This is a genomic window from Methylibium sp. T29 (genome assembly GCF_000576205.1).
GTDB classification, from domain to species: domain Bacteria; phylum Pseudomonadota; class Gammaproteobacteria; order Burkholderiales; family Burkholderiaceae_C; genus Methylibium; species Methylibium petroleiphilum.
This window is the reverse complement of the sequence record NZ_AZND01000158.1, coordinates 1-8,007: the sequence shown is the minus strand read 5'-3', so window position 1 is coordinate 8,007 and position 8,007 is coordinate 1. Positions and strand designations below refer to the sequence as shown.

The window sequence follows — 8,007 nt, the reverse complement described above, 5'->3', positions numbered from 1 at the left end:
CCGCTGGCGGGCCACAAGACCACGCTGCGCGCCGCCTACGACGCCGGCGTGCGGGCCGCCGAGGCTGTCGGCGCCTTCGACAGCCTGTTCTTCACGGCCGACGGCCGGCTGGTCGAGGGCGGCCGCAGCAACGTGTTCCTGCAGCTCGACGGCCGCTGGTGGACACCGCCGCTCGCCGACGGTGCGCTGCCCGGCGTGATGCGTGGCCTGCTGCTCGAGGACCCGGCCTGGGCTGCCGCCGAGCGCCCGCTGACGCGCGCCGACCTGGCGCGGGCCGAGGCCGTGGTCGTGTGCAACGCGCTGCGCGGTGCCGTGCCGGCCCGGTTGGCGACATGAAGCTCGCGCTGTTCGACCTCGACCACACACTGCTGCCCTACGACAGCGGCATGGAGTGGACCCGCTTCCTCGTCGCGCGCGGTGTCGTGGAGGCGGAGCAGGAAGCCGACTACCTGGCGCACTGCAAGGCCTATGTCGAGGGGCGGCTCGACATCGCGGCCCTGCACCGTTCGATGTTCGCGCCGCTGACGCGGCTCACGCGTGCCGAGCTGTCGCACTGGCTCGACGAGTTCGAGACCGAGGTGTCGACGCGGCTGCCCTACGCCGCCCGCGTGCTGGTGGCGCGCCACCTGGGCGTGGGCGACCTGTGCTGCGTCGTCACGGCCACGTCGCGCCTCATCGCCGAGCGCTTTGCGCGCGCCTTCCGCATCGAGCACGTGCTCGCCACCGAATCGGCGGTCGACAGCCACGGCGTGCCGACCGGCGAGATCGTCGGGGCGCCCTGCCACGGCACCCACAAGCTCGACAAGGTGAAGGCCTGGCTCGACAGCCAGGGCCGGCCGCTGGCCCGGCTCGAACACAGCTGGTTCTACAGCGACTCGGCCAGCGACCTGCCGCTGCTGCGCGCCGTGCGCTACCCGGTCGCGGTGCGCCCCGACGCTTCGCTGCGGGGAATCGCGCAGTTCGAGGGCTGGCCGATCGAGATGCTGGGGGGCTGAGGGCGGCCGCGGCCGCCGCTCACCGGCGCGTCATTCGCGTTCGATGACGGCGAAGGCCTGAGTTTCGGTGTGGGTTGTGACAACGCTCACTTTCGCTGCGCGAAGTGAGCCGTTGCCGCAACCCTTCGGGCGCCGACCCGGCGCCGCCCGCGCTGCGCGCGAGCTCATTCGCGTTCGATGACCGCGAATGCCGAATGGTTGTGGATCGACTCGAAGTTCTCGACCTCGACGCGGTAGCGTCCAATGCGGGCGTCGGCGTTGAGCCGCAGCGCCACGTCGCGCACCAGGTCCTCGACGAACTTCGGGTTCTCGTAGGCGCGCTCGGTGATCCACTTCTCGTCGGGGCGCTTCAGCAGGCCCCAGATCTCGCTCGACGCCGAGGCCTCGGCGAAGCGCACCAGCGCCTCGAAGCCGAGCTCACCGTGGACCTCGGCGCGGATCGTCACGTGCGAGCGCTGGTTGTGCGCGCCGTAGTCGGAGATCTCCTTCGAGCACGGGCACAGGCTCTTGACCGGCACCACCACCTCGCACCACACCGTCGTGCCGCTACCGGCACGGTGCTCGGCGATCCAGGCGCCCTGGTAGTCGAGCAGGCTCGACACGCCGGACACCGGCGCATGCTTGCGGATGAAGAACGGGAAGCGCGCCTCGATGCGCCCCTCGACCGCATGCAGCTTGTCGAGCATCACCGCCAGCTCGTCGCGCAGCGCGGTGGCGTCGAGCGGCTTGCCGGAGGCGCTGAGGGCGTCGAGCCAGGCGACGAAGCGCGACATGTGGGTGCCCTTCTGCTCGGCCGGCAGCGCCACATCGAGCTCCAGGACGCCACGGTCGGCGAGAGCTGTTCGCCGATGCGCACGGTGAGCGGATAGCGCACTTCCTTGACGCCGACACGCTGGATCGCCAGATGGCGTTCGTCGCGCTCGCTCTGCGTGTCGGGGATGTGTTGCGTCAGGCCGAGGGCAGAGGCGTGGGTCATGTCGTTCATGGGCGTCGCGCCGGCCGGCGTGTGCGGCTTCGGGCGTTGAATTCGTTCGCGAGCATGACAGTTTGTATCAGACGCGGCTGTTGCAAGGGCGACAGGGGCCTTGTCGCCTCGATGGCGGCGATAGTCCTCAGCCGTTGATCGCCGGCCGCACCAGCTCGAGCTTGGCGCCGAAGCGCTTGAGGATGCTCTGCTCGATGCCCGCGGCGTCCAGGCCCAGCTGCGCGAGCAGCTTGGCCGGGTCGCCGTGCTCCACGAACTCGTCGGGCAGGCCCAGCGTGAGCACCGGCAGGTTGACGCCGGCGGCCTGCAGCGCCTCGAGCACCGCGCTGCCGGCGCCGCCCTGCAGGCAGCCTTCTTCCACCGTGACCAGGGCCTCGTGGCTGCGCGCGAGGCTCAGCACCAGCTCGGTGTCCAGCGGCTTGATGAAGCGCATGTTGGCCACCGTCGCGTCGAGCTTCTCGGCCGCGGCCAGCGCCGGATAGAGCAGCGTACCGAAGGCCAGGATCGCGATCCGGCGACCGCCGCCGCGCGCCTCGCGCCGCAGTTCGCCGCGTCCCCAGGGCAGCGCCGTCAGCTCGGGCTGGACGGCCACGCCGACGCCCGCACCGCGGGGTAGCGCACGGCCACCGGATGTTGCTGCTCGAACGCAGCGGTCAGCGCCTGGCGGCATTCGTTCTCGTCGGCCGGCGCGATCAGGCTGAGGTGGGGCACGCAGCGGACGTAGGCGATGTCGTAGGCCCCGGCGTGCGTGGCGCCGTCGGCGCCGACGATGCCGGCCCGGTCGAGCGCGAACACGACCGGCAGGTTCTGGATCGCGACGTCGTGGATCAACTGGTCGTAGCCGCGCTGCAGGAAGGTGGAGTAGATCGCCACCACCGGCTTCAGCCCTTCGCAGGCCAGGCCGGCGGCGAAGGTCACGGCGTGCTGCTCGGCGATGCCGACGTCGAAGTAGCGGTCCGGGAAGCGCTGCTCGAACTCCACCATGCCGGAGCCCTCGCGCATGGCGGGCGTGATGCCGACCAGGCGCGTGTCCTTCGCCGCCATGTCGCACAGCCACTGGCCGAACACCTGGGTGAAGCTGGGCTTGCCGGGGGCGGCCTTCTTCAGGCCCTCGGCCGGGTTGAACTTGCCCGGGCCGTGATAGGCCACCGGGTCGGCCTCGGCCAGCTTGTAGCCGTAGCCCTTCTTCGTGACCACGTGCAGGAACTGCGGGCCCTTGCGGTCGCGCAGGTTCTCCAGCGTCGGGATCAGGGAGTCGAGGTCGTGGCCGTCGATCGGGCCGACGTAGGTGAACCCGAATTCCTCGAAGATGGTGCTGGGCACGATCATGCCCTTGGCGTGCTCCTCGAAGCGGCGCGCCAGCTCGAGCAGCGGCGGCGCGTTCTTCAGCACGCTCTTGGCGCCCTGGCGGGCCGCGCTGTAGAAGCGCCCGGACATCAGCCGCGCGAAGTAGCGGTTCAGCGCGCCCACCGGCGGCGAGATCGACATGTCGTTGTCGTTCAGCACCACCAGCATGTTGGCGCCGGACACGCCGGCGTTGTTGAGCGCCTCGAAGGCCATGCCGGCGGTCATCGCGCCGTCGCCGATGATCGCGACCGAACGGCGATCCTCGCCCTTGATCTTGGCCGCCAGCGCCATGCCGAGCGCGGCGGAGATGGAGGTCGACGAGTGCGCCGTGCCGAAGGTGTCGTACTCGCTCTCGTCACGGCGCGGGAAGCCGCTGATGCCACCGAGCTGCCGCAGGCCGGCCATGCGGTCACGACGGCCGGTCAGGATCTTGTGCGGATAGGTCTGGTGGCCCACGTCCCACACCAGCCGGTCCTGCGGCGTGTTGAAGACGTGGTGCAGCGCGATCGTCAGCTCCACCGTGCCGAGGTTGCTCGACAGGTGGCCGCCGGTCTGCGACACGCTGGTCAGCACGTGGTCGCGCAGCTCCTGCGCCAGTTGCTTGAGCTCGGCGCGCGACAGGCCGCGCAGGTCGGCCGGCTGGTCGATGGTGGACAGCAAGGGATAGGACTTCATGGACGGTTCAGCAATCGCGCTCGACGACCTTGTCGGCCAGCACGCTGAGCCAGGCCGCGTCGGGCAGGCCGCTGCGGGCCAGCGCCGCCTGGGCCTGCTCGCGCAGCGTCTGGGCCCGGCGCTTCGCCGCGCTCAGGCCGAGCACGGTCACGTAGGTGGGCTTGTTCTGGTCGGCGTCCTTGCCGGCGGTCTTGCCGAGCGTGGAGGAGGCCTGGGTGACGTCGAGGATGTCGTCGACCACCTGGAAGGCCAGGCCGAGCGCCGCACCGTACTCGGAAAGCGCCTGCCGGGCCTGCGCGCTCGCATCGCCGCAGGCCGCACCCATCATGACGCTGGCCTGCAGCAGCGCACCGGTCTTGCGGCGGTGCATGTCGCTCAGCGACTGCTCGTCGAGCGGCCGGCCGATGCTGGCCAGGTCGATCGCCTGCCCACCGGCCATGCCGTCCTGCCCGGCGGCACGGGCCAGCAGTCCGCACAGTCGGGCCTGCAGCGCCAGCGGCACGCTGTCGTCCTCGGGGGTCAGCACCTCGAAGGCCAGGGCCTGCATCGCATCGCCGGCCAGCATGGCCTGCGCCTGCCCGAACTTCACGTGCACGGTGGGCTTGCCGCGCCGCAGCACGTCGTCGTCCATGCAGGGCATGTCATCGTGGATCAGCGAGTAGGCGTGAATCAATTCCACCGAGCAGGCTGCGCGCAGGGCGGCCTCGCTGTCGGTCGCGCCGACGGCCTCGGCCGCCGACAGCACCAGCAACGGACGCAGGCGCTTGCCGCCATCGAGCACGCCGTAGCGCATGGCGTCGCCCAGGCCGGCCGGCGCCAGCGCCGGCACCCAGCGTTCCAGCGCCGCCTCGACCTGCTCGAGGCGGTCGCGCGACCAGGCGTCGAATTCGTCGCGCTTCATGCCGCCGTGGCCCAGGGCTTGAGTTCGCCGGCCTCGAGCACCTGCACCTGCTGCTCCACCGCTTCGAGGCGCCCGCGGCAGTAGCCGAGCAGGACCGCGCCGCGGCGGTAGCTGTCGAGCAGGCGATCAAGCGGCAACTGGCCGGCCTCCATGGCCGCGACCAGTTGTTCGAGCTCCACCAGCGCCGCCTCGTAGCTGGCGGGTTCGGCGTCAGGAATCGAGGGGCTGGGCCCGCTGGCGTGTGCTTGCTTGGCCATGTGATCGCGTCAAAACCTGATTGTAGTCAGCCGGGCGTCAAGCCATGCCGGGGTGCGTGAGCATTTGTGAGGCGCCTCCACAGGCTCCGCCGCGCAATGGCCCTAGGGATTGCTGTCATCGGACCGCGCCTCCCCCGGCTCCCGGAGCAGAGGCCGATAGAATCCCATCTCCTCCCTGCAGCACGCAGGTGCCCCTGCCGTCGCCGTGACGGCGTGCGCCCAAGCCGTCACCGACGGCCGGCACCGGATATCGGAGACCCCTTCGGATCATGTCCGACCTGAGCATCACCCGCGAAGTCCTCGGGCGCAGCCGCGCGCAGCTGCCCGTGTCGAGCTATTTCGACGAGGATCTGTACCGCCGCGAGGAGGAGCTCATCATCCGACCTGGCCCGCGCTACGTCGGGCACGCGCTCTCGGTGCCCGAGGTCGGCGACCACCATGCGCTTCTGCAGGAAGGCGAAGGCCGGGCGCTGGTGCGCACGCCGCAGGGCATCGAGCTGATCTCCAACGTCTGCCGCCACCGCCAGGCGGTGATGCTGCGCGGGCGCGGCAACACGAAGGACCACATCGTCTGCCCGCTGCACCGCTGGACCTACGACCTGTCGGGGCAGCTGGTCGGCGCGCCGCACTTCCCAGACGACCCCTGCCTGCACCTGAACAACTACCCGGTGCAGCAGTGGAACGGGCTGCTGTTCGAGGCGCCGCGGGAGGTGAACGGCCAGCGGATCGGTCGCGACGTGCACGCCGACCTGGCCGGCCTCGCGCTGCCGCCGGAGTTCGACTTCTCGGGCTATGTGTTCGACCGCGTGCACCTGCACCAGTGCGACTACAACTGGAAGACCTTCATCGAGGTCTACCTCGAGGACTACCACGTCGGCCCCTTCCACCCCGGGCTCGGCAACTTCGTCGCCTGCGACGATCTGCGCTGGCAAATGGGCCCCGAGCACTCGCTGCAGACCGTCGGCGTGGCGCGCCATGCCGGCGAGGCGCTGGGCAAGCCCGGCTCCGACGTCTATGGCCGCTGGCACCAGGCGCTGCTGAACTACCGCCGCGACGCGCACGACAGCGCGCCGCCGAAGCACGGTGCCATCTGGCTGACCTACCACCCGACGGTGATGCTGGAGTGGTACCCGCATGTGCTGGTGGTCTCGACCCTGGTGCCGCAGGGGCCGCGCAAGACGCTCAACGTGGTCGAGTTCTTCTACCCCGAGGAGATCGCCGCGTTCGAGCGCGAGTTCGTCGAGGCGCAGCAGGCCGCCTACATGGAGACCTGCGTGGAGGACGACGAGATCGCGCTGCGCATGGATGCCGGGCGCGAGGCGCTGTGGCGACGTGGCGACGACGAGTTCGGCCCCTACCAGAGCCCGATGGAAGACGGCATGCAGCACTTCCACGAGTGGTATCGGCGGCGCATCGCGCTGCCGCGCTGACCGCCGCGCCGCCCCAGGGTCGCCCAGCGCGGCCCGCCTTCCGGTTCCGGACCCGCGCAATGCCTGCCTCCTTGTTGATGATGCTCGCCACGCTGCTGTTCGCGGCGATGAGCGTGTGCGTCAAGTACGCCTCGGCGCACTACGGCACCGGCGAGATCGTGTTCTACCGCGGGCTCATCGGCGCGCTGTCGATGGCGGCGCTGCTGCACCGGCGAGGTGACGGCGTGCGCACGCCGGTGCCGGCGATGCACTTCTGGCGCAGCGCCAGCGGCGTCACCGCGCTCAGCCTGTGGTTCTACTCGATCGCCGGCCTGCCGCTGGCGACCGCGATGACGCTGAACTACATGTCCTCGGTGTGGATGGCGCTGTTCCTGATCGGCGGCGCGATCATGCTCGGCGGCGCGCGCACCGACGGCCGGCTGATCGCGACCGTGCTGGTCGGCTTCATCGGCGTGGCGCTGATCCTGCGGCCGACGATGGAGCGCGACCAGCTCTGGTACGGCCTGATGGGCCTGCTGTCGGGCCTGCTGTCGGCGGTGGCCTACCTGCAGGTCACCGCGCTCGGCCGGGCCGGCGAACCGGAGCCGCGGGTGGTGTTCTATTTCTCCGTCGGCGGCATGGCGGCCGGCCTGCTGACGGCGCTGCCGTCCGGCGGGTTCACGGCCCACACCGACACCTTCGCGGCGCTGATGCTGCTCGCTGTCGGCGGCTTCGCCACCGCCGCGCAGTTGCTGATGACGCGCGCCTACGCCACCGGGCGACCGCTGGTGAACGCCAGCCTGCAGTACCTCGGTATCGTCTATTCCTTCATCTTCGGCGCGCTGCTGTTCGACGACCCGGTCACGCCGATGGCGCTGGGCGGCATGGCGCTGGTGGTGGCTGCCGGCATCGCCGCCACGCAGTTGCGCAACCGCGCGGCGCCGCGGGATGCGGTGCAATCGACCCTTGAAACATGACCCACCCCCGTTGCGCCTTCGGCGCTCCCCCTCCAGGGGCGCCGCTGGCGGACCGGCGGAGCCGGATCCGCGGCGGCCGCGCGCTGCCTCGGGTCGCTTGCGAGGAGAAGTGAGTTGAACCGTGTTGCCTCGACCCTGCCCATGCCGCTGATCGACGCGGAGGCGCTACGCGAGCGGCTGGCTGCCGGCGCGCCGACCGTCGTGGTCGACACCTCGTTCGACCTGGCCGATCCCGCGGCCGGCGAACGCAGCTACCGCGAGGGCCATCTGCCCGGCGCCCACTACCTGCACCTCGACCGCGACCTGGCCGACCACACGCCGGCCGCCGACGGCCGCTTCCGCGGCCGCCACCCGCTGCCGACGCGCGAGCCTTCGCCGCAACGCTGACGCGCCTGGGCATCACCCCGGCCACGCCGGTGGTGGTCTACGACCGGCAGGGCGCGATGTTCGCCTCCCGCGCG

The 8,007-nt window shown here is 70.8% G+C and carries 7 protein-coding genes and 2 pseudogenes; 5 read left to right on the top strand and 4 right to left on the bottom strand.

All coding sequences use genetic code 11. From position 1 onward, the window contains the following. Together x551_RS15735 and x551_RS15730 are read left to right on the top strand one after the other, a co-directional pair. On the top strand, positions 1-336 hold a 336-nt coding region (locus tag x551_RS15735), incomplete at its 5' end, for an aminotransferase class IV (RefSeq protein WP_036249393.1). Next, positions 333-995, top strand: coding sequence for an HAD family hydrolase (locus tag x551_RS15730; protein WP_036235019.1), 663 nt, complete (start codon positions 333-335; stop codon positions 993-995). The genes x551_RS15735 and x551_RS15730, both read left to right, overlap by 4 nt. Positions 996-1,159: 164 nt before the next feature. Here the strand turns inward: x551_RS15730 and folE2 are convergent. From folE2 to x551_RS15710, 4 genes and pseudogenes are all read right to left on the bottom strand, one after another. Beyond that, a pseudogene (folE2, locus tag x551_RS15725) lies at positions 1,160-1,980 on the bottom strand (GTP cyclohydrolase FolE2). 127 nt (positions 1,981-2,107) lie between these two features. Beyond that, positions 2,108-4,002 (bottom strand): annotated as a pseudogene (dxs, locus tag x551_RS15720) (1-deoxy-D-xylulose-5-phosphate synthase). A gap of 7 nt (positions 4,003-4,009) precedes the next feature. After that, positions 4,010-4,903 (bottom strand): polyprenyl synthetase family protein, encoded by an 894-nt coding sequence (locus tag x551_RS15715; RefSeq protein WP_036235013.1) that lies wholly within the window; start codon positions 4,901-4,903, stop codon positions 4,010-4,012. Further along, positions 4,900-5,160: an exodeoxyribonuclease VII small subunit gene (locus x551_RS15710; RefSeq protein ID WP_036235012.1), complete on the bottom strand. Its 261-nt coding sequence runs from the start codon at positions 5,158-5,160 to the stop codon at positions 4,900-4,902. The genes x551_RS15715 and x551_RS15710 overlap by 4 nt, the downstream gene beginning before the upstream one ends. 269 nt (positions 5,161-5,429) lie before the next feature. Between x551_RS15710 and x551_RS15705 the strand changes: the two genes are divergently transcribed. The 3 genes from x551_RS15705 (at position 5,430) to x551_RS15695 (ending at position 7,933) form a co-directional block, all read left to right on the top strand. Beyond that, complete coding sequence (locus tag x551_RS15705; protein WP_036235011.1) at positions 5,430-6,590, top strand: aromatic ring-hydroxylating dioxygenase subunit alpha; 1,161 nt, start codon at positions 5,430-5,432, stop codon at positions 6,588-6,590. Between the two features lie 59 nt (positions 6,591-6,649). Then, positions 6,650-7,546: a DMT family transporter gene (locus x551_RS15700; protein WP_036235009.1), complete on the top strand. Its 897-nt coding sequence runs from the start codon at positions 6,650-6,652 to the stop codon at positions 7,544-7,546. Between the two features lie 114 nt (positions 7,547-7,660). Next, a complete protein-coding gene (locus x551_RS15695; RefSeq protein WP_216701336.1) occupies positions 7,661-7,933 on the top strand; it encodes a hypothetical protein in 273 nt (90 codons plus the stop codon). The last annotated feature ends 74 nt before the right edge of the window (positions 7,934-8,007 follow it).

Bases quoted from the DNA above. Each gene is read 5' to 3' on its own strand.
- x551_RS15730 (WP_036235019.1), top strand. From the start codon at position 333: ATGAAGCTCGCGCTGTTCGACCTCGACCACACACTGCTGCCCTACGAC.
- x551_RS15715 (WP_036235013.1), bottom strand. From the start codon at position 4,903: ATGAAGCGCGACGAATTCGACGCCTGGTCGCGCGACCGCCTCGAGCAG.
- x551_RS15710 (WP_036235012.1), bottom strand. From the start codon at position 5,160: ATGGCCAAGCAAGCACACGCCAGCGGGCCCAGCCCCTCGATTCCTGAC.
- x551_RS15705 (WP_036235011.1), top strand. From the start codon at position 5,430: ATGTCCGACCTGAGCATCACCCGCGAAGTCCTCGGGCGCAGCCGCGCG.
- x551_RS15700 (WP_036235009.1), top strand. From the start codon at position 6,650: ATGCCTGCCTCCTTGTTGATGATGCTCGCCACGCTGCTGTTCGCGGCG.